19 protein-coding genes are annotated in these 19959 nt (G+C 47.7%); 11 read left to right on the top strand and 8 right to left on the bottom strand.

Features of this window, described 5'->3' with window-relative positions:
- Positions 1-25: 25 nt before the first annotated feature.
- Positions 26-604: a hypothetical protein gene (locus SPB21_RS19360; protein WP_163662151.1), complete on the bottom strand. Its 579-nt coding sequence runs from the start codon at positions 602-604 to the stop codon at positions 26-28.
- Positions 605-832: 228 nt separating this feature from the next.
- Here SPB21_RS19360 and SPB21_RS19355 point away from each other — a divergent pair, with 228 nt between their 5' ends.
- The 8 genes from SPB21_RS19355 to SPB21_RS19320 all read left to right on the top strand — a co-directional run bounded on the left by SPB21_RS19355 (position 833) and on the right by SPB21_RS19320 (position 9888).
- Positions 833-2029, top strand: coding sequence for an aminotransferase class V-fold PLP-dependent enzyme (locus SPB21_RS19355; protein ID WP_499867504.1), 1197 nt, complete (start codon positions 833-835; stop codon positions 2027-2029).
- 154 nt (positions 2030-2183) lie between these two features.
- Positions 2184-2537 (top strand): slr1659 superfamily regulator, encoded by a 354-nt coding sequence (locus SPB21_RS19350; RefSeq protein ID WP_490793901.1) that lies wholly within the window; start codon positions 2184-2186, stop codon positions 2535-2537.
- Between the two features lie 57 nt (positions 2538-2594).
- Positions 2595-4733 (top strand): SpoIIE family protein phosphatase, encoded by a 2139-nt coding sequence (locus SPB21_RS19345; protein WP_499867503.1) that lies wholly within the window; start codon positions 2595-2597, stop codon positions 4731-4733.
- A 97-nt stretch (positions 4734-4830) separates the two neighbouring features.
- A complete protein-coding gene (locus SPB21_RS19340; RefSeq protein ID WP_163662143.1) occupies positions 4831-5421 on the top strand; it encodes a slr1658 family protein in 591 nt (196 codons plus the stop codon).
- 352 nt (positions 5422-5773) lie between these two features.
- Entirely contained in the window at positions 5774-6070 is a 297-nt protein-coding gene (gene rbp, locus SPB21_RS19335; protein ID WP_006516039.1) for an RNA-binding regulator, read from the top strand.
- Positions 6071-6539: 469 nt separating this feature from the next.
- The gene (locus tag SPB21_RS19330; RefSeq protein WP_499867502.1) at positions 6540-8030 is read left to right on the top strand and encodes an alpha-amylase; all 1491 of its coding nucleotides are present in this window, start codon (positions 6540-6542) and stop codon (positions 8028-8030) included.
- A 241-nt stretch (positions 8031-8271) separates the two neighbouring features.
- Entirely contained in the window at positions 8272-9345 is a 1074-nt protein-coding gene (locus tag SPB21_RS19325; RefSeq protein WP_499867501.1) for a pentapeptide repeat-containing protein, read from the top strand.
- A 24-nt stretch (positions 9346-9369) separates the two neighbouring features.
- Positions 9370-9888, top strand: a complete 519-nt coding sequence (locus tag SPB21_RS19320) for a prolipoprotein diacylglyceryl transferase (protein ID WP_163696913.1) — start codon at positions 9370-9372, stop codon at positions 9886-9888.
- A gap of 34 nt (positions 9889-9922) precedes the next feature.
- Here SPB21_RS19320 and SPB21_RS19315 read toward each other — a convergent pair whose 3' ends face one another.
- The 3 genes from SPB21_RS19315 to SPB21_RS19305 all read right to left on the bottom strand — a co-directional run bounded on the left by SPB21_RS19315 (position 9923) and on the right by SPB21_RS19305 (position 12864).
- Positions 9923-10555, bottom strand: coding sequence for a L,D-transpeptidase family protein (locus tag SPB21_RS19315; protein WP_163662135.1), 633 nt, complete (start codon positions 10553-10555; stop codon positions 9923-9925).
- Between the two features lie 493 nt (positions 10556-11048).
- Entirely contained in the window at positions 11049-12485 is a 1437-nt protein-coding gene (locus tag SPB21_RS19310) for a Na+/proline symporter (RefSeq protein WP_163696912.1), read from the bottom strand.
- A gap of 151 nt (positions 12486-12636) precedes the next feature.
- Positions 12637-12864, bottom strand: coding sequence for a hypothetical protein (locus SPB21_RS19305; protein WP_499867500.1), 228 nt, complete (start codon positions 12862-12864; stop codon positions 12637-12639).
- Between the two features lie 490 nt (positions 12865-13354).
- Here SPB21_RS19305 and SPB21_RS19300 point away from each other — a divergent pair, with 490 nt between their 5' ends.
- On the top strand, positions 13355-14956 hold the full coding sequence (locus SPB21_RS19300; protein ID WP_499867499.1) for a HoxN/HupN/NixA family nickel/cobalt transporter: 1602 nt from the start codon (positions 13355-13357) through the stop codon (positions 14954-14956).
- Between the two features lie 58 nt (positions 14957-15014).
- Here the strand turns inward: SPB21_RS19300 and SPB21_RS19295 are convergent, their stop codons facing one another.
- Both SPB21_RS19295 and SPB21_RS19290 read right to left on the bottom strand, forming a co-directional pair.
- On the bottom strand, positions 15015-15266 hold the full coding sequence (locus SPB21_RS19295) for a hypothetical protein (protein WP_163662126.1): 252 nt from the start codon (positions 15264-15266) through the stop codon (positions 15015-15017).
- A gap of 57 nt (positions 15267-15323) precedes the next feature.
- Positions 15324-16067, bottom strand: a complete 744-nt coding sequence (locus tag SPB21_RS19290; RefSeq protein WP_163662124.1) for an SIMPL domain-containing protein — start codon at positions 16065-16067, stop codon at positions 15324-15326.
- Positions 16068-16344: 277 nt separating this feature from the next.
- Here SPB21_RS19290 and cas6 point away from each other — a divergent pair, with 277 nt between their 5' ends.
- Together cas6 and SPB21_RS19280 are read left to right on the top strand one after the other, a co-directional pair.
- The gene (gene cas6, locus SPB21_RS19285; protein ID WP_499867498.1) at positions 16345-17481 is read left to right on the top strand and encodes a CRISPR-associated endoribonuclease Cas6; all 1137 of its coding nucleotides are present in this window, start codon (positions 16345-16347) and stop codon (positions 17479-17481) included.
- An 88-nt stretch (positions 17482-17569) separates the two neighbouring features.
- On the top strand, positions 17570-17698 hold the full coding sequence (locus tag SPB21_RS19280) for a hypothetical protein (RefSeq protein ID WP_499868726.1): 129 nt from the start codon (positions 17570-17572) through the stop codon (positions 17696-17698).
- 278 nt (positions 17699-17976) lie between these two features.
- Here SPB21_RS19280 and SPB21_RS19275 read toward each other — a convergent pair whose 3' ends face one another.
- Entirely contained in the window at positions 17977-18324 is a 348-nt protein-coding gene (locus SPB21_RS19275; protein WP_499867497.1) for a hypothetical protein, read from the bottom strand.
- A 696-nt stretch (positions 18325-19020) separates the two neighbouring features.
- Complete coding sequence (locus tag SPB21_RS19270) at positions 19021-19821, bottom strand: ion transporter (protein ID WP_163698312.1); 801 nt, start codon at positions 19819-19821, stop codon at positions 19021-19023.
- Between the last annotated feature and the right edge of the window lie 138 nt (positions 19822-19959).

Below are 19959 nucleotides of genomic sequence, written 5' to 3'. Positions count from 1 at the left end.
TATAGATTCTATCGTGAAGGCCTACCTATTCATCGGCAGGTGCTGCGGGAGCCGTTTCTTCAGTGCCGATGGGGACCTCGGCACCACAATAGGTATTAATGTCATTCACCAGGGTGGCTTCGTTTTGCGACAAGGTTTGCAAATTGGTGAATGCATTGTTGGCTTTGCCTTGAAATTCCTCCAATACATTGCTGAGGTCAGTTTCTGATTCGGCATTGGCCACCAGCTGCATGGCTTCACCGGCCACATTGAGTTCTGTGGCTGAGCCAGAAATGATTTCGGCGTAACCGTCACGGTATTGGGATAACTGTTCATCAGCCAGTTCTAACTCACCCAGGCTAGTGACCATGCCATCAATGCTAACCACCACCTTTTCGACTGCACTGATGTATTGGGTGGCCGCGGTTTGGATGTCCCCTAGACTTTCAGCACCTTGGGCCTGTTGGGTGAAGCTATCGATTTCAGTTTCAAATTCATCCTTGAACACCTGGGCCTGATTGATCACATCGGCAAACGCGTTGCACTGAGCGACCTTTGAAGGGCCACAGCTGGCTAGTGTTAGGGCTGCTAACCCCACTGGCAAAATCGAGCGTGAAAGGCGCATTAGTATCGGTTTCCGTTATGGTCGCTACAGCATTAACCATTAAGTAGTTAATGCGGAATAGTAATCTCTTTTACAATTTACCCGGCCTGATAGTAAATAGGTTCAGATCGATTTAACCTCCATCCGGAATCTGTAAAAAACCCCCAGAAAGCCTGTCTTTACGGACAAAATAACCGATGCAGGATAGATTAAACTTGATAAATCTTTAACTGGCTTGGTTGTGCCTTCATGAGTGTCAGCATTGCGCAATATCGTCAGACAATTCCAGCGCTGCAAAACAAATCTTATTTCAACTACGGTGGTCAAGGCCCGATGGTGCTCAATGCGCTGAAGGCAATTCAGTTTGCCCATCAGACCATGCAAACTCGCGGTCCCTTTGGGAGTGCGGTTAATACATGGATGCAGGTTGAAGGGGAGAAAACCCGACGTGTTTTGGCAGACGAGCTAGGTGTATCACCCCAGACCATGGTGCTGACGGAGGATGTTACTGTTGGCTGTAACATTGCGCTGTGGGGGATGTCCTGGCGCAACGGTGATCATATCCTGCTATCGGATTGCGAGCATCCTGGTATTTTTGCGGCGGTGTATGAGCTACAGCGACGCTTCGACTTAGAGGTCAGTATTTTTCCTCACCTCAGTCAGATCAATAGGGCCAATCCGGTGGCCATGATTCAATCCCAATTGCGTCCCAATACCCGTTTGGTGGTGGTGAGCCACGTTCTTTGGAATACGGGTCAGGTGATGCCACTAACGGAGATCTGTCAGCTGTGCCATGCTCAACCCCAGACGGTGCGTGTTTTGTCAGATGCTGCTCAATCGGTAGGTATGTTACCTCTACAGATGGCTGAGACCGGTGTGGATTTCTATGCATTTACCGGCCATAAATGGTGTTGCGGTCCGGCTGGGTTGGGGGGGCTGTATGTCAGTCCCGCAGCGATGGAGGATCTGGCACCGACGTTTATTGGTTGGCGCGGCATTACTATGAACAAAGAGGGACAGCCTACGGGGTGGCAGTCCGATGCCCGGCGGTATGAAGTGGCTACCTCTAATGTGGCGCTATGTAGTGGCTTACGGGTTGAGATCGCATCCCACCATAGCTGGGGCACTGCGGAAGAACGCTACTTTCGCATTTGTCAGCTCAGCAGTTATCTCTGGGGTAAGCTCAACAGCCTGCGGGCAGTCCAGTGTCTTTTGAAGTCGCCTCCAGAGTCTGGTTTAGTATCCTTTCAACTTTTTCAAGCAGGAGAGTATTCCCCAGACCTGCATCAAAAACTTGTTACCTATTTGGAATCGCAACAGTTCTATCTACGCACCCTATTGTCACCCAGCTGTGTACGAGCTTGTGTTCATTACTTTACGACTGAGGCGGAAATTGATCGCCTGATTGATACCATAGAAGCCTTTCTGCACGGTCATTCTCTATAAATAATCAAGATCGAAAACAGTCCCATCTACACAATGGTTGCGGCCCAAGCTATCATTTTCCCACCCTAAAAAACTGGAAAGGGGTTTGCTGCCTAAGGGGCTTAGTGAAGGATAATTTCTTCTATATACCCTGTCCTAGCAAAAGATGCTGCTAATGGTCAATCAGGAAATCAAAGGCGAAGATTACGTTGTTCACTACGATGCTGATGCTGTCGTTGTAACGTTTCAGGGTGAATTGGCATTAAGCGGTCCCACAGATTACGCTCCGATTAAAGACTTGCTACAGGAGATAGCCAGTGGCAACCCTGCTGTCATGACCATCGATCTAAGACGGTTAGAGTTTCTCAACAGCTCTGGTATTAGTATGTTGTCCAAATTTGTCTTGGGTTTACGCCAAACGCAAGATATTCAGCTAGCTATTTTGGGTTCCCATGAGGTGCCCTGGCAGGGCAAATCATTGAGAAATCTCCAGAAATTTCTTCCTAGCCTACGGTTGGACGTAGAGTAGTTCTATTAGTCTGCCTCAAGACTTGATTGTCCTCAGCAGCCAAGGTGGAGTATAAGCATGAAACGCTTGTTTAGTGGATTACCTAGTGATTTTCGTATTCCTATGCGCAGAATCCTGGTGGTTCCATTTGTTCTCCAAATTTGTGCCACTGTAGGGTTAGTTGGCTATCTTTCATTTCGCAATAGTCAACAGGCTGTGCAAGACTTAACCTCTCAGCTACGCACCGAGGTGTCAGCCCGAATTCAGAGAGAACTGCAGGGCTACTTTGAAACCCCCCACGAAATCAATCGATTGAATTCAACGGCATTGATTCATGGCGTGATTGATGTCACAACTGCCACCCGTGGCGAAGCCCAGCTTTATCAACAAATGAAAATTGCCCCAAATGTGGCGTTTGTTTACTGTGGTAACAATCGAGGAGATTTCTTTGGTGTTTTACGAGACCCAGAAGATGGTTCGTTACAGCTGTCCTATAGCAATGCTGCAACTAAGGCTAAGCGTCAATATTACACCCTCAATGTCCGGGGGCAACGGACTTATTTTCTACGTCAGTTAAAAACTATATTTGATGCTAGACAGCGCCCCTGGTATCGGTCAGCTACCCAAGCCCAGCAACCAGTTTGGACAGATATTTATATTGCGTTTACCACAGGGCTACCCAACATTACAGCGGCATTGCCTGTTTACGATAGAGCAGGGCAACGTTTGTTGGGTGTGTGTGCGGCTGATGTTGTCTTACCAGAAGAGTTTCGGGATTTCTTAAGAGATTTAGATATTGGTAAGTCAGGCCAGGCGTTTGTTGTGGACCGTGAAGGTCGTTTGATCTCGAGTTCGGCGGATGAACCCTTAATGTTAGGAGATGAAGAAGATCCCCAATTTTTACAGGCTGTGGATAGCCAAGATCCTCTGGTGCAGGGAACCACGCAACATATTGAAAAACGGTTTGGCAGCCTTCAGGAAATTTCGCGATCGCAACAGCTCAACTTTAAACTTCATAGACAGCGGCATTTTGTCCAAGTTCTCCCATTTCGTGATGGCCGTGGTCTTGATTGGCTAATTGTGGTTGCCATTCCAGAAGCTGATTTTATGGGACAAATCTATGCCAATAATCGTAATACCATTGCACTAACATTACTGGCCCTTGGGGTTGCAGTCGGTGTTGGGTTATTAATTACCCGCTGGCTGACCCAGCCTGTATTACGTATTACTCAAGCGTCTAAAGCCATTGCCAGCGGAGACCTAAAACATGGAGAGCTTAGACTGAGCGATAGTGAAACAGGTCCCATCCGCGAATTACGCACGTTAGCGTACTCGTTCGATAGCATGGCCAGTCAGCTCAGAACATCTTTTGAAACATTAGAAGATAAAGTTAAAGAGCGTACGGCAGAACTTGCTAATGCTAATGCTCAAATTAGTACCTTAAATGACAAATTAAAGGCCGAAAACCTGCGAATGGGGGCAGAACTCGATGTTGTTAGACAAATTCAGCAAATGATATTGCCTAAGGCTGAAGAACTAAAAAATGTGGACGGCCTCGATATTGTTGGCTTTATGGAACCTGCCGATGAAGTGGGTGGAGATTATTATGATGTTTTAGAGACGGAGGGTATCGTTACCTTAGGCATTGGTGACGTCACAGGGCATGGCCTGGAAAGCGGTATGTTGATGCTCATGACCCAAACGGCGGTGCGAACCCTCAAAGAAATTCAAGAACATGACCCCATTAAGTTTCTAGAAACCGTGAATAGTACGATCTATCAGAATGTCCAGCGGATGGACTCTGAAAAGAACTTAACCCTTGCTATTCTCAACTATTCAGACGGATACGTTAGTATTAGTGGTCAGCATGAAGAGATTCTTATCGTTAGAGTCGATAGCACGGTTGAGAGCATTGATACGATGGACTTAGGGATGCCAATTGGGTTGGACGATGATATAGGTGGCTTCATTAGCTATGTCAAAGTTCAGTTGCAGCCTGGTGACGGGATCGTACTCTACACTGACGGAATTCCTGAAGCCTATAATTCACATAAAAAACAATATGGTATGCCTCGTTTGCGCCAGGTGATATCCCAAAGTTGGCATGGTAGTACGGCTGAAGATGTTCAACGAGCTATTATTAACGATGTTAAAGCGTTTATTGGTGAACAAAAAATATTTGATGATATTACCCTGCTTGTCCTCAAACAGCAGTAATACTTTCGTATAGTTTGGCCCTTCTCTCTGAATTAACCCTTAACCAAAGATTCCCCTAACAGATCTTATATAAATCGACGTTCCAGGAGAAAATTGGATGCATCAGATCTTTGGTGATTATATTACTATTCTTCCTCCTGAGCGCGATTCCCTAGAACTGAGTTTTACCTCTACATCAGAAGATATTAAAAACCTTTGGCGTAATCAACGGCTGTCAGCGCATTTTTTGGCCAATTGTTTTATTAATTTTCTGCCATTAGATGAGAATAACCCTGAAGAGGAACAAAGGATAAAAGAAGCCCAGGGCTCCATTAGCTATGTCGCTAATGAACTCATCGAAAACGCTGTGAAGTTCAATTTAGAAACGTCTACCCATCAAGTAAAACTTGGAATTTATTTTCTAGAGAATCCAGAGTTAGTTGCTGTTATATTCGCTACCAATAGTGTTAATAAAGCCCAAGCGGCGGAATTCCAGATATTTATTAAAGAATTATTAGCATCTGATCCCCAGGAGTTATACCTACAACAAGTGGAAGAGAGCGCTATGGAAAACGATACTACGCGCTCAGGATTAGGGTTTCTCACAATGATTAATGATTATCAGGTTCGCCTAGGTTGGAAGTTTGAGCCTTTACCAACACTCCCTGATGCGATCGCTGTAACGGTGATGGCCCAAGTCACCGTATAGCCTATTTTTTTGAGTAGGTTTTCCCTACAGTAGAAAGTCTACACAAACATCGGTTTTCGTTGTGAATGGGATGGAAGCGGTCGCTAAAATGTCTGAATCCTTTAAAGATTGGGCGTTTCTGAGCTTCCCCCATGAGTCCATCCGTTGAATTTAGGCTGTTTGAAAGTTTCACAGACGATTCATCCTCTAAATCGGCAACGGCAAAAATTGATTTTTGCTGCATTTTTATGCACTATCCCTGGCTCTGTGCTAGCGTTTGGTCAGATTTATTTTCGGCTATGCAATCTTTTCTAAAATGGTTCTCCGAATATAACTCTGTGTCCTTTGAATTTGAATGTTTGGAGAATCTCATATGTCAGTGTATGTTGGCAATTTGTCTTACGATGCCACCAAAGAAGATGTGACTGATGTTTTCGCTGAGTACGGTACCGTCAAAAGTGCTCATCTACCTACCGATAGAGAAACAGGCCGACCTCGTGGGTTTGCCTTCGTTGAGATGGAGACAGATGCGGAAGAGACCGCTGCCATTGAGGCTTTAGACGGTGCTGAGTGGATGGGACGCGTACTCAAGGTTAACAAAGCTAAGCCCCGTGAGCCTCGGGGGGGATCAGGGGGAAATTGGGGTAACAAAGGGGATCGCCGTTACTAATTGTTATTGCGATTACCGCGATTAAATTGTTTTTGAGCCTTGCAAATAGAAGTCATGTAGGTTACTCTGCATGGCTTCTATTTGTGTCTGATATCCACTCCGAATCCATTAAACCCGGTTAAAAATGGATAATCCTGTAGGGGCACTCCCTTGTACGGTTCGGCTGAACTCACCGTTGAAGCCATACCCTTCGGTACTGGGTGCTATTAGTCAGGATTTTGTATCAGTGGGATTAGTAGGATAAATTCATTGGCGTGTGATTAATGTCACATCCTCAAGCCAGGAATCTCTTCTGGTGACGATGGAGCTTGTTTGGTGTCCTGTGGCTAAGTATTGCAGCCGTGCTCTAAGCAATCTCTGTGGTTGTTATAGCCTGTATATTCTGAGTTCAATAGTCAGTACATTCTCCCTCTATTGTCTGAATTCAGTGTTTTGCTTACTCACCTGTTATTCAAAGGAGCTGTCATAAATGTCTGCACTAAATGGTGTCATGATGCAATATTTCCATTGGTATGTGCCGGGGGACGGCAGCCTATGGAATCAAGTCAATACCCGATCTAAGGAATTAGCAGATGCGGGATTTACGGCGATGTGGTTGCCTCCAGCCTATAAAGGCATGGGGGGTGGCTACGATGTGGGATACGCCGTTTACGATATGTATGACCTGGGTGAATTTGATCAATGTGGCTCGAAGCGTACCAAGTACGGTACCCGAGACGAGTATTTAAGTGCCGTTCAAGCGCTTCAAGCGGCTGGTATCCAGGTCTATGCCGATGGTGTGCTGAACCATCGGATGGGGGCCAACCAGACGGAAGTTGTGAAAGCTACCCCCTTTTGGCAGAATGATCGCTTAAATCCCAAAGGTGGGCAGCAGGACATTAATGCCTATACGCATTTCACCTTTCCAGGACGCGTGTTGCCGGACGGGAGTAAGAAATATTCTGATTTTGAGTGGCATTGGTGGCATTTTGATGCCGTTGACTATGATGACTACTCCAAAGATAGCAATACGGTTTATCTCTTTGAAGGAAAGGCATTTGATGATGATGTCGCCCTAGAGAAAGGAAATTTTGCCTATCTGATGGGAGCCGATGTGGACTTTCAAAGTGTCGAGGTGCAAAAAGAAGTTGAAAACTGGGGTAAGTGGTATCTAGAGCAAACCGGTGTAGATGGTTTCCGGCTTGATGCAATTAAGCATATTTCTGCCTGGTATTTTCCGCTGTGGATTGATGCTTTGGAACACTATGCTCAGAAAGATCTGTTTATGGTGGGTGAGTACTGGTACAACGACCTTGGTACCCTCCAATGGTATGTAGATGCTGTGCAAGGTCGGATGTCGGTGTTTGACGTGCCTTTGCACTATAACTTCCACTATGCCAGTAAAGCGGGAGGGCATTATGACATGGGCAAAATTCTGGATGGGACGATGATGCAAACGCGTCCTACCCAGGCAGTCACGTTTGTTGAAAACCATGACTCTCAGCCACTACAAGCGTTAGAGGCTCCGGTAGAGGCTTGGTTTAAACCCTTAGCCTATGCCCTTATCTTGTTGCGAGCAGAAGGTTATCCCTGTGTTTTCTATGCTGATTACTATGGTGCTCAGTATGAAGACTATGGCAAAGATGGCAATAAGTATCCCATCATCCTTCATTCTCATCGTTGGCTGATTGATAAGTTTTTGTATGCCCGCAAGCACTTCGCCTATGGTCCTCAGTATGATTATTTTGATCATTTCAATACCATTGGTTGGACTCGACTAGGAGACCCAGAGCATCCCCAGGCGATGGCTGTGATTATGAGCGATGGTCCTGAGGGGTCTAAGTGGATGGAAGTGGGTAAGGCAAATACTCAGTTCTATGACCTGACTGAGCATGTGAAGACGCCGATTACTACTAATGAGTCGGGTTGGGCAGAATTTCGCTGTAATGGTGGTTCTGTCTCTGTTTGGGTAGAGGCGTAAGTCGGTCAGTATTGCCAAACTACTGTCAAACTATGTTTTGAGACAGTGATTGATCAAAAAGCCGCTTGTTGGTGATGCAAGCGGCTTTTTAAGATCTTTTGTGCTGTTAATCAGTGTGACAGTTTCCCGATGCGTCCTTAAATGCGTTGCACAATGCTTATCCCTTCTGCGGTAATAGTATCTGTATAGCTGTAACTGTAGATGTCTTTGTCAACCTTCTTGAGGGTCTATTGGGGCTGACATGATAACGATCGATTATCTAGAACTCATCGAGCAGGGTGTAGAAGCCTGGAATCATTGGCGTGAAGAGCATCCTGATGAGTGCCCCGAATTAGAATCTGCTTACTTATTTGAAAAGTCGCTACAGGGCATTAACCTGCGCAAAGCCAATCTCAGTCGGGCGTGTTTGATTGGTGCAAATTTAGATGGCGCTGACCTGGCGGAGGCCAATCTTAGTGGTATTTATGCGAATAATGCTAGTTTGCAAGGGGCTTGTTTAGCGGCGGCTCATTTGCAGGATGGCAACTTTGTAGAGGCAAATCTGAGTGAGGCAGATTTGTCCGATGCGGTGACTGATAATGCTAATTTTACAAACGCTAATTTACAAGGCACTTGTTTAGAGGTGGGGGCTGAGAGCGCCTCGCCACCACCTGCACCTGTTGAACAGCTGACGCCTTTGCCGTCTAAACAGCCTACAGTGGCTCCTGATGTGTCACCGGTTGCTTCCCAGGTGCAGGTATTGGTAAAGCCGCCGCCTTTGTTACCTCGAATAGTGATGATAGGCGGTGCGATCGCAACCGCCGCCGTCGGCCTCTACTTTATACTGCGCCCTAAAGGTCCTAAATTTGTTACCCCCGATGGCACCATAACGATTCAGCTCGTGTGTAATGAGCCTGACGTTACGCCCATTAAGGCCGACGAGCCCGATCACATTTATCAAAACGGTACCCGATTTTATGGCCCGTTTGCCGATGGTAAGCCAGCCAACGGTCGTGGCAGCATGCTTTTCACCAATGGTAATCGCTACGATGGTGAATATCGTGACGGTCGACGCAATGGTTGTGGCACATTTACCTTTGAAACTGGCCGTCGATATGTGGGCGAATTTCAAAATGATTTATTTAGTGGTCGTGGTGTGTGGATGTTAGAAAATGGCGATCGCTACATCGGCGATTTTGAGTTTAATAAGTGCAATGGTGAGGGGGTGTATATCTTTGCCGATGGCACCTCAGAATCAGGCATATGGCAACAAGGACGCTTGGTCGATGGCAATGTGACATGTGATCACAGGCCGATCGATTTACCTGAATCGTGACATTGTTTTTGCAGGAGCATAGCTATGCTTACTTTTTCCAACCGATTTTCCAAGGTTCGTCTGTTATTAGCCGTGATCTCAGCCATTAGTTTCACCCTAGGAGTGACCCCTATCGTCTATGGTCAGGACGTCCCGACTCCCACACCGCCGGCAGATGGAGGAGAATTTGAAGGAGCGCCTGATCCTACCCCAGGTGCTGAACTAGAGCCAGAACCGACTGACGTTTTACCTGAGGACGATGAGCCCACATCAATCGATTTACCGGATGATGCTGACTCTGAATCTCCAGGGGAAGATACGGATGTGGACGACCCCGATACCGCCGTTGAAGAAAATCCTGATGAGCCAGCTGCAGCGGAATCACCGGAAGATTCAGACGCCGCTCCAGACGATGAAATTGCTGACGAACCTGATGCCGAAGACGCGGATGCCGAAGACTCAGCGGTTGAAGACTCGGATGCCGAAGACCTGGCCAATGAAGATACTGAGGACGCTATTGGTGGTGAAGGCCCCCTTAACAACAGCCCTCGGGGGCTATGGTAGGTGAGGCGGCAGCGCCCTGCTTAAGGCAAAACGGTTACTGCAAAACGGTGACTAATGTGCCGGGGGTAACCAGCTCATAGAGTTCGCGGATGTGTTCGTTATACAGACGAACACATCCATGGGAAGCTGCCTGGCCAATGGAGTCCCGATTGGGGGTACCGTGAAACCCGATTTCATTGCGGCCATCGGTCCAAAAAGCAATCCAGCGTTCCCCTAATGGGTTATTAGGGCCAGGGGGCATCAAATCGCCTGTAAATGGATTGGTCCAGCCTGGATTTTCGAGCATATAAGACACTTCAAAGCTGCCGGTAGGTGTTTCCCAGCCAGTTTTACCCACCGCGACAGGAAACGTCTTTTCAAGGGTATCTCCCCGATAGACATGCAGCTGACGTTGGTCGAGTTGGAGCACGAGTTCAACGGTCTGTGTGTCAGTCAGTTCATCTATTTGTTCATTGGGGGGCGGCCATTTTCTCAGCTCTGAAGCAGGTAATTTGACCGGTTGAGGATCTCGGTCTAGGTGGTAAAGGGGCGTCGGCAGTGGTGCCAGGGCCGTTGGTGCCAGAGGCTGCTCTGGGGCAGGAGTTTGAGCCACACCAGGCAGTGCCAGTAGACCCCCAAAGAGGGGCACTGTCAAGCTAACTATCAAACTGCGAAGAGTGTTAGTCACCGAGTATCTCTATTGCGTTTTACAGCTTTTTTGATAGTGACAAAATTCAGCCATGGCATGTAGGGGAGTAGACAGAAATTCGCCACTGGCACCCTCCGGTGACCATGAGCTTTTGATTTTAACTGTGAATTTCCAAAATTGGAAAAAATAACATTCCAGGTTTCCCCAAATGGAAAACCTGGGAATAGCAATGTCGGCATACTGTTATCAAGCGTCCGATATCGAAGGGCATGGCTTTGACGGAACTTAGCCGAACCCTATAAGGGAGTACCTCTACAGGATTATCCACCTCTAACCTATCGCGGCAGTCGCTACAACGCCCAGGGCTTAGTAATCTCCAGCGTTCGATTCGCACAGTGCACCAGCCCCCGACAATACTGTCGGAGGCTTTTTTCTTGAGAGATAATCCGCAATCCTGATGACCGGCACCTCATAGGGCATGGCTTCGACGGAGTTCAGCCGAACCGCATAAGGGAATGCCCCTAGAAGAGTGTCAGACTTTGGCCCCTGCTTGGGGTCTGACCTGTTTGTAATTGATGGCTGCACCGATCAGATAGCCTGCTGTACATAGCATGAGGCCATACACATTCACACCCAGATCGATGGCATATCTACCGGCTCCGATGATGACCCAGTCTGGAAAAATTTGAGTGCTAAGGGCACTTTCTAGCACCCGTAGAATACCGAAGATAAGGCCGGGCCAAAAGGCAAAGTGAAAGCTGAGACGCCCAGCACTGGGAATAAAGGACAATAAGAAAATGGGAGCCAAACCCATGACCATGGTGCCACTGATGGTGGTTGCCAGAATAATGGCTGGTCCAATCTGATCGCCTAGATAAATGCTTAGCAACGGTACATTACCAAGGATTGCGATCGCAACAATCCACCAGCGGCCTATGGATGCCTGACCCTCTGTGGGGTGATCTCGACGATTGGCCCAATCGCGGGCTCCCAGTTTGGCCACACTGGAAAATGTGGAATCCAGGGTGGAACCGGCACTGGTGAGCATAATGGCATTAAACACCAGCAACATTGGCAAACTAAATAAGACGGGCACTGCCAGTATCGGTGACCCTTCAACGGCAAAGGCACGGGCATAGAGCCCAACAAAACTGAAGAGAAAGATAAAGCCGCCGCTGATCACACCCGCCAGTACAAATCCCTTGAACATAACTTTGGGAGACGTAATAAAGGCGCGGTCTGTCATGACCGGATCATGGAAGGGATAGCTAAAGATTTGCACAAAGGCTAATCCGCAGAAGGTCAATCCTGCGAGGGTGGTATCTCGATCCGCAGGGGGTAAGCCTTGACTGACCAGCCCTGGGCCTAACACAGCCAAAATAATAACGAGCAAAACAGCCGCCAGCAGCATCTGGGCACCATCGGTTAATAAACTGCTGCGCAACCCACCTAGAAGACTGTAATAGACGGTAAACGAGGTTACCAGTAGTGCTGCAAACCAATATCCACCGCTGCCTTCAGGACCAAAATATAGAGAAAACACTTTGGTGTTGGACCATACCTCATTGAGAAGACGTATGGCAATGGCTAACAAAAATAATCGAGAACACAGGGTGCCATACTTGCTCACTAAAAATTCGGAAATGGAGCGGTAGCCGCCCCGCGTGCGAATCAGATAGAGCGTGACTGCGGCAGTCACAAAGCTCAGGTAGTAAATGGCATAGCCGATGCCACCAGTAATACCAAAGGCATTGCTTAAGCTCGCTGCATTATCAATGGATTTAGCAAAAATCCATGAGATCGTCGCACTAGACACCAGTAACCAGAGGCCAGGATCGTTACCCTGACGTGAATGTCCCTGAAAGAATTCAGAGGCTGAGACTTTTCCAGGTGTTGTTGTTTTAACAATGCGATAGATAAACAAACCATACCCGGCTAATAAAGCCCAGGTGAGTGTTGCGGTGGACATATTGTTGTTATGAGTTTTGAGTTGTTGTTGGTTGGCGAAACAATGGGGTGATTAAGGAGCAAGCCCTAAAAAAGTCCAAAAATAAATGTTGAAGAGATGTTCCATGGAACGTCTGCACATCCAAAATTTGGAAGTTAATTGCTTTTGTTGCCTACGTCATTACCCTTAGTCTTACGGCCTTTTCAGCTGCTGGTAAGATTTCAGTACAGGTGGTCCATATGCCTTGTTCTAAGGAGTCACTAAAGTCTTGAGGTAATCCTTCTGAACGCATGGCTTGAGTGACTGCAAACCAAACCCCCTGGGGGTGGCTGAGCTGTCGAAAGATGGCAGTGCGATCGCAAGTATCAGGAACGTGAACATGTTTAACAGATGCAACCATTGGCACAGATGCAGGGAATGAACAGCCAGTAAGACTCGATCTAACCACAGATTGTCTGAATCAACGCTGAGTTTTTAATTAGAAATGTGGCATAAAACGCCCTCAGTCTTTTATAGACCGCATAGAAAAGATCAGGGGTTCTTGTTAATAATTAAAGCAATAAAGTATTACTCACCCTGGGTATGATGTCATCTGCCAAATTCAGGCAGTTAGCGGGCTTTACAGATCAACTGATCTCTTCGATCAGTAAGGATGGCAACAAAAACAACAACTTTTGTATCCTGAACTAGTACCCGATGGCGGAAAATTGGCAGCGATGCCATCCACCCATCACCCTGTCCCTTACCGGGCTTCGACTCCGCTCAGCCCTCGGTTTACTCCGCTCAGCCCTTGTTTACTCACCCCATCATTCCATCATTTGGCAGTTAATATACTGGGGACAGATAGATAGGACAGATTAACCTGATTGCTTTCGCCATGGGCCTATTTTATGGATAACCCAGCTCGTTATCAACGTTGGTGGCGCTATATCATCGGTTTTCTACTGGGGATATTGCTGGTGTTTGCCAGTGCCTACCCAGTAGCCGCACAGCAGCCGCAGCCGCAGCCCATTACCTGGCAGGACCTGCAGCCTGAAACCACCCGGTTGCAGAATCCCTATGGGCATTTATCTATCGACCAGGCCTACGAGTTATCGATGTTGGTACGTCTTCAACTCTGGTTGGATCAAAATGAGACCTACCCAGAGGAGTTGGAGACCGAGGAAGTACAGCGGCTGAGGCAAGACCTTGAGGAACAAGGGTTAGACGTTGATAAACTCCTCACCCAGGTGGATCAGGCCCAAGCATATTGGCAAGAAAAGTCCCAATCTACCAATACTGTTTTAGAAGAACAGTCAGTCAATCTGTCAGGCTATGTTTTACCGCTTACTTGGGACCAGGAACAGCGGGTTACCCAGTTTCTGTTGGTTCCCTATGTGGGAGCTTGCATTCATGTACCCCCACCCCCACCCAATCAGATTGTCTATGTAAACCCTCCGGTTGCCATTGCGGCCCCTGGCTTGTTTGCACCTGTTTCAGTAACTGGCCAACTCCGACGACAACCTGCCAGCTATGACTTGTTTCGTGTTGATGGCTCGCGGGCGGTTGATGTCAGTTATGCCCTGACCCCCACAGACATCGCCTTGAATCAGACCGGCTCTGTGAATCCTCAACCCCCTCAGGTGGTGATACCCGCTGGGCCAATTTGGAAAACATTGCCAGTCAGGGTGTCTGCTATTTTGACGCAAGCTATGGGCAATTTGCATAGCCAGCGTTCAACCGGAGCGTTTCTGTTGGGACTGCTGATGGCGTTTAGTTATGGCGTGCTGCATACCCTCGGCCCAGGCCATGGTAAAGCCGTGATTATTTCCTATTTTGTGGGTAAAGGCGGCAGCTTACGACGGGGAATCACGATGGGTGTGCGCATTGCCGTATTCCATGTGTTGTCGGCCATTATTGTGGTGGTGCTTACGGATACCATTGTGCGTCAGACAGGGGGCGGTACATCTGAGAACTATCAGATCGTGCAGTTAATTAGCTATGGCGCGATCGCAATAATTGGTGCCTGGCTACTCTGGCAATCGTTTCCAGCTGCAAGGAAGTCTCACCCGGTAACCCCTGAGGTTATCTTATCGCCACCCCTGACCCACCAGGTTTTAGCAACGCCGCCGCCTCAGGCTAAACAAACGAAGGCAAGGCTGTGTAATTGTTTAACGTGCAATGATCGTGAAGGGGGTGGCTGGCTTTCCCTGGCGGTGGGGGCAGTACCCTGTAGTGGAGCCCTGCTGGTGTTGCTCTACGGTCTGGCCAACAATCTATTGTGGCCCAGTGTAGCCATGGTGCTGGCGATTTCGGCAGGTATGGCCATCACCCTAGCCTGGATTGGCACTATGGCCATTATGGGACGACAATATGCTGATCGTCGTCTGGGAAAAAGACGACAACAGTTCACCCTGTGGCTCAGGGTATTAGGCGCAAGCTGCGTGATGTTGCTGGGGCTAGGCTTATTTGGGATAACCCTTGCATCTAGTAGTGTATTAGCCACACTCTAGTGAGCCCAGAACAGCTAGCTGCCTGGGCCCACTGAAGTTATATTACAGCTGCAAACGCCTACATGGAGGTCTGTTGCTGTCCCCATAGACAGCGGGCACAGCTGCAAGTCAGTGCATCTGTAATTGGGTTGGAGTCTGCTTGTACTAGATTAGTGAGTCCATCCTCAACAGTGTGCTCTGTAGGTTGGCTGGCTACGGCAGGCTGAGTTACTGATAGGGCTAAAGCTAAGGAACCTGAGCATCCAAGTGCCGTTAGTATATTGCGCTGATTAAGCATAGGAATTGCGATCGCATCCATCTCCCACATCATATATAACCACCCAAACCCTGGCAATGCGTAACAGTTCCTAATTTGCGAGCATACCCTTTAATACCGAATTTGTAACGTTACCCTGGCATTGACGGTTTGTTCTCCGCCTTCCACGGGGGTGCTACTATGGGCAGCGGCTTCATCAGCTAATCTTGCTTGAGCTGCATAGGGTATGGGTTTGGGAGGAACCGCATTATTAACCTGAATGCTGACAATCTCTCCGGCACTTAGATTAAGGCTCTCCAGTACTGCATTTGCCTGAGCTTGGGCATCAGCTGTGGCCTCTTGCAGAGCGGTATCGCGGGCACTGTCGATGGCATTGTCTTCGGCAATAAAGCTAACGTTGTTGATCTGATTGGCTCCAGCGGAAATCGCATCATCCAACAATGGGCCAACTGCATCTGTTGGCATTTCAAAACTAACGGTATTAGAGCCGTTGTATCCTGTAATCCGTGGGCGGCTACTTTCATAGTCATACTGTGGATTTAGCCGGATACCGGTGGTCTGGAGTTGTTCAACATTGTTCGATTTTAATAGCTCAATCACGGCGGATGAGCGTTGGGCTATCTCTTGTTGCACAGCCTCTGCAGTATTCCCTTGTGCTGTAACTCCAAGCTGGACCTGGGCTAGGGTGGCTGGAATGCTTTCATTACCTTCACCGGTAACGGTTAATACTCGCAACAAGGGTTCCTGCGCGTTAGCGGGGGAAATTGTTGCTGTATTGATCAAACCTAGGGCCAGGGCTGTGGCCCCTAGTACTAAACCTGCTGATGGCAAAATCCATCGTTGTAATGTGATCATTGGTTCTATATCCCCTTTTCACGTTTGTGGAAGCACCTTTCTAATGTGTCATGGGAAAATGCTTTTGTTAGCTTTGTTACGGTTTCCGTAACCTAGTGATCGGTGGGGGTGGAATGGATGTCACGGGGGCAATGCCAACCCCATGGATACATGATATGTGTGGATGCGATCGCGATTGATGGGTTGCGATTGTAAGATTATGGGTTATCATCCCCCATAGGGGATAAAATGCCCTAATTAAATTCTTCTTCCCGCTCAGCTGGGCGACGTCGAAGCTATGCCGCGTACTAAAAAATCAGACACCAGCCTCAATCTCTCTGCTAAGACCTACTGGCCTAAAACGACTGAGGTAGTCAGTTTAGAATTTGTCCTTAAGCCTGTGGCTAATAGCGATCTCTATGCTCAATATACCATTGGGCTCCATGCTTGGTTGCTTCACCAGATACAAGGTATTGACCCGGAGCTATCTGCCTATATGCATGATGGTGAATCAGAAAAGCCTTTTAGCCTCACCGGATTAGACGGGCAGTTTATTTCCCAAAGTCAATCGCTGCAGCTACAAAAAAATAAACGTTATCGTTGGCGCGTTAGTTCTCTCTGTAAACCTGTCACCCAGGGACTCGTTACCTGGCTGCGACAATTGCCTAACGAGATTGTCCTAAAAAATACACCCCTGATCATAGAATCGGTTAATTTGGCACAGCCGCCCACTACCTATGCCAAACTTTTGCGGCAAGGGCAAATGGGAGAAGGCAGTGTTAGCCTTAGCTTCCATAGCCCTACCAGTTTTCGGCGTAAGGGCCATCATTTACCCTTACCCTGGCCTCCCAATGTATTCCATAGTTATCTACGTCGTTGGAATCATTTTGCTAAAAAGCCTGTTAATCAGGATGACTTTCTCGACTGGGTTGATACCTATGTGATTCTGACCCAACATCAGATAGCTACAGAAAAAGTAGCTGTCGGCAAACGGGGCTCTGTAACCGGGTTTACCGGTGCTGTGACCTATGCGCTTGACCGACGCGGTATCACTGAACGACCTTTTGTGGCTATGTTTTATGCTCTGACTCAGTTGGCTCCTTATTGTGGCACAGGTCATAAAACTACTTTTGGTTTAGGGGAAACTCAGTTGGGGTGGCATACGGCCCAGGCCTCACCCCAGATGCCGACTCAGCAGCGATTGCTGGCTGAACGTATGGACGAATTGACGGAGATATTTCTCTCTACTAAAAAACGTCAGGGTGGTCGTCGTGCCATTGATACGGCTGAGACGTGGGCGACGATTCTGGCACGTCGGGAGATGGGGGATTCGTTGCAGGAGATTGCGGATGATATGGAGTTGGCGTATGAGACGGCGAAGACGTATTCGAAGTTGGCGCGGCGGGTGATGCGGGAGTTGGGGGAGCTGGGGTGATGGGTGGGTTGATTGTGACTCCAGGTGGTTGGAGGAAAAACTATAAAAGCTTTTATGTTTCAATCCCCGTGAGGGGAAGTGGTTGATTGTGATCTGGTGGTTTCTTGTGCAGGTAACCACGCAGCAAGGAAATAACGTTGCTGAAGCGTTGGCGTTCGTTCCAGGAGTTAAAGTCGTTGACGACGAAAATAATGGGAGAAGGTTAGCCCGCATCTAATTGATACACCTGCCCCTAGGTCGAAGCCTAGAAGCAGGTGTATTAGGCGTAGTCAATCTACGCCTGATTTGTTTATTTGAGAGTTTAAGTCAATGCAAATAGAATCCAATCCCTATGGCAGCCTATGGATCAGTATTCACTCTGGTGATGATGAATATCCGTGCAGGCTGTCTATTGCTGCTTTAGGCGATACTTTCTCAGCAGTTGCCAGCGTGGGTGCTAAAGCCCTATCAGAAGCCATGCCAATACCATTGATCACATTGCTATTTTCTGAAAAGCTAGCGTTTCTTCTTTCTTCTGGATTGATATTCTCTTTCTTGCTCTTCAGTTTTTTCAGGAATGCCAGGCTGGGTTAGCGCTCTCGTCAAGATAAATGTGGACCCAAATTTATCAGTCATGACCCCCGGCGTTTCCTGAACGGTAACTAATATTTCCTTTATTTGATGATTGCCAGGCTCAAGCCTTGTTCCGTTTGTAATAACTCTTTCAGGGCAAATTTTAGTATAGTATGGATCAACCTCTTCGGTGTGCTCGTAGTGATAATGGTCATAATACTCAATTCCACCAATTTCATATCTGACCTTAACCCAGATATTATTCCCGTCGATAATTACAGAAATTCCCATTTTTCTTTACCCTAGGTTTGCTACTACTGTACCCACCTAAGACAAACACCTGCCAATCCAAAAGATGGCAGGTGTTTGTCTTATTTCAGAGACTCCGTTTCAATCCCCGTGAGGGGAAGTAGTTGATTGTGACAGGTTAACGGCTGCACAGATAACTACAATCCAGATGTTTCAATCCCCGTGAGGGGAGGTGGTTGATCGTGATGGTGGTAGTGGTGCGATTAGTTCTAGCTTGTCGTGTTTTAATCCCCGTGAGAGGAAGTAGTTGATTGTGACTTTAATAATTTAGACAAAATCCTGCAAGGAATTTGTTTTAATCCCCGTGAGGGGAAGTGGTTGATTGTGACGATTCAGTGAAATTTGCTTGTGTTGTAGGTACCATGTTTCAATCCATGTGAGGGGAAGTGGTTGATTGTGACTTCTGCGTATGGTCGTATATCTGGCGCGTCGGATCGTTTCAATCCCCGTGAGGGGAAGTGGTTGATTGTGACTGCAGCCCATTGAAACGTTAGCTGCAGTTAGTTTTCAAGGTACATTTGCGCGAATCTATGATAGACCAGCCTTGGTCGATTGCCTGAGAGATAAAACTGTGTCTTGTCTTGTATGGCTGGCGATAGGGCACATTGGCAGTGGCCAGCGCTGGTGTCCAATGCTGCTTGCTAAGCCCATAAGGGAAAGTGGCAATGCCACCCTTTCTTACGTTGTTGAGGTTGACTGCACCTCCGGTAATTTTGCACCGCAACGTCGACAGTAAACGGCGTCGCTTTCATGGCCTGACAAACCACAGTGTTCACACCTCATGGCATTGACGGTTTGAATCCGGTTAATGTTTTGAATCAAACTACCAACCTGAGTCGGGATGAGAGTAATCCCTGTCAAAATCATCATGACTGTAAGGGTACGTCCAGCGTCAGAGACGGGGGTAACATCGCCGTAGCCCACAGTGGTCATGGTGACAACAGCAAAGTACATCGCATCCAAAAACGTGCCAAAGACGTTGGGTTTAACGGGATGCTCTACCTGATAAATAGCGCCCGAATAAATAAAAATAATAGAAACCAGGGTAAACACAATGCGGGCAATGATCAGCCCCTCACGCCCTAGCCAGCGTTCTTCTTCTAGAAATCGAGCCAGTTTGAGCACACGTAACCAGCGGATTAGCCGCAGCAAGCGCATGTCAAAAAAACCAACTAAAATTGGCAAAATTGCCACCAAATCCACAATCGCGTAGGGGTTAACGATATAGCGTAGCGGTCGCTCAGCCGCCCAGAGGCGCACACCGTATTCCAGCACGAAAATAGCCAGAATAAGCCAGTCAAGGTACGTTAAGGCCACACCCACAGTCGTGGGTAAGGGATAGGTTTCAACAATGAACAGTCCGGCTGAAATCAGGATTAGGGTTGCGATCGCAATATTCACCCCCAGCCCCAGTTTCGTCTCTGCCTCCTCCAGCTCGGATCTTATGCGTAGTTTCAGCGATTCGACTGGGCCTCCCATTGCAGATAAAAAACCTATCGATTAAAGAAAAGTCATTCTACAGTTTCATACGTCATGACTATAAACCCAAGCCTCATATCATTCAGTAGCAGAAGAACTCTAGTGGATAAACGGTGACACCACCTAAGAGATTTCTTT

This window comes from Leptothoe sp. ISB3NOV94-8A (assembly GCF_043421595.1).
Classification (GTDB): domain Bacteria; phylum Cyanobacteriota; class Cyanobacteriia; order Phormidesmidales; family Phormidesmidaceae; genus Leptothoe; species Leptothoe turfae.
Note: the sequence above shows the minus strand (reverse complement) of the source record. Positions and strands in the feature narration are given on the sequence as shown.